The sequence below is a fragment of the Dapis purpurea BLCC-M126 genome, assembly GCF_050015975.1.
GTDB lineage: Bacteria > Cyanobacteriota > Cyanobacteriia > Cyanobacteriales > Microcoleaceae > Trichodesmium.
Window position 1 is genome coordinate 1 of the sequence record NZ_JBNHER010000263.1, and the last position, 1854, is coordinate 1854.

The 1854-nt window shown below is 30.4% G+C and carries 2 protein-coding genes; both read left to right on the plus strand.

Annotated features, from left to right (window positions below; translation table 11 throughout):
• Nucleotides 1–274 precede the first annotated feature (274 nt).
• Nucleotides 275–853, plus strand: a complete 579-nt coding sequence (locus ACP6PL_RS24310) for a thylakoid membrane photosystem I accumulation factor (protein ID WP_426547894.1) — start codon at nucleotides 275–277, stop codon at nucleotides 851–853.
• A 380-nt stretch (nucleotides 854–1233) separates the two neighbouring features.
• Nucleotides 1234–1839, plus strand: coding sequence for a hypothetical protein (locus ACP6PL_RS24315; RefSeq protein WP_426547895.1), 606 nt, complete (start codon nucleotides 1234–1236; stop codon nucleotides 1837–1839).
• Nucleotides 1840–1854 lie beyond the last annotated feature (15 nt).

A 1854-nucleotide genomic window follows, 5' to 3' on the forward strand; every position in this document is an offset into this window, starting at 1 on the left:
GACTCCTAAAAAATACCCTGTCTATTTGTAACAAACATTTATTAAATTGGTATAACCCACCGAATATACAGAATATTAAGCACTATAACTGTCTTTATCTTTGCTTGTAAATTCACTCTCTAACTAATTATTAGTTACAAAAAAGTTTTTGTTTGTAGTTGTGCTTTAGCACCATAAATCTAGCAGTACTAAAGCGCGACTACAAGTTTATATTAACGGAACATGATATAATTCAGTCCTAACTCATTGACAAAACCTAAGAGCTATAAAAATTATGCTGAATCTAACAGAACGTTTTTCGTGGCAAAAAATTTTCTTTCCTGTGGTTGCTTTTTTAATGGCAATCTTTTTCTTATTGCTAATAGCAACACCTACTGCTTTAGCAAATCTGAATGATGATAGATTTGATGGTAATATTTTTGCTCTTTATGCTGGTAATGGTTCTATTGTACCTGCTAAAGTGACATTAAAAGAATCTTTAAAAAGTTCTAGACCAGCACTACTTGTATTTTTTCTAGATGATAGTAAAGATTGTAAACAATTTTCGACTGTAGTTTCTCAACTTCAAGAATTCTATGGTCGTGCAGCAGATTTTATTCCTGTTAATGTAGATGCTATGACTAATTTTGTCAGTGATGAATCTACAAAACCAGCTTATTATTATCAAGGGTTTGTACCTCAAACTGTTTTAATTAACCAAGAAGGAAAAGTTGTTTTGAATGAGAAAGGTCAAGTTGGTTTTGAAAAGGTAGATGATACTTTTAGAGAAGTTTTTGATTTATTACCACGCTCTGAGTCTGTTGAACTTAAACGTAGAATTGTTAATGAGATTAATGTTGAATTGAGGGAATAGTGGAATTGAGAATTGAGAATTGAGGATTATGAAGTCAAATTTTTGCTGTAACTACTAAACTACAATTGTCAGATGATAACGGAAATATTTTCTGGCAACTTTTTTATTAGTAGTAGTGATCGCACACGTTAAAAAGAGGTATTAGGGAAAATAGAAACCAGACAAAGATGGAGAGTGTTTTTCAATCTTTTTTCTTATTACCTCTCTCCTACATCCTGAAGACTACTCAAAAATTTAATCAACGTATAGATATAAAATAAGTTGTATGAAGCAAAAATTTCAGTATTTTCACTCTTTATAACTAAACAAATTTTGAGTATGCTTAAGAATATAGTCTAATAATTAATTGCCAATTTTACTTAAACAATTAAAATTAAAATATGAAAACAAAAGTAGAATTAAGTAAAAAAGAAAGAAAACAAAAGATTCGTATAATAGCTAATAATTCAGGTATCAGACAAGAGTATCTAGATTTAAAGCTGACAGATGACGATATCTTAGAAGTGTATGATAATCTACGTCCTTTGCAAATTGTCAAATCTGCAAATACTTATAATAGATATATGTTAAGTGAAAGCACAGGTAAAGCAAATAAAAAGGCAGAGTTGGCAGAAACTAAAGCAAAGGCAGAAAAACAAAGAGCAGATCAAGCTGAGAGCCAACTACAACAATTTTTAAATCCTGAAAATTCTGAGCTTCTACAAATAGGTAGATGGTTACAAAATACACTATCTAAAGTAGGTAAAGAGCGTGCTAAACTATTAAATGAAAAAGACTTAGTGCATAAGACTGACTACGAAAATGATGTAGAAGATTTAAAAGATGCTCTCGAAGAGCATCAACAAATTGCAGAGGAAGTTGTTTTAGAAGGTCATCAAATAAAAAAAGAAGTTAAGAGTAAGTTTGATGTATTGAAGCAGCAACAAAATATGACAAAAAAATATATTCAGGACTTACGCAAAGACACTATATATAGCGTATACTAAATAGAGCGATGTAGC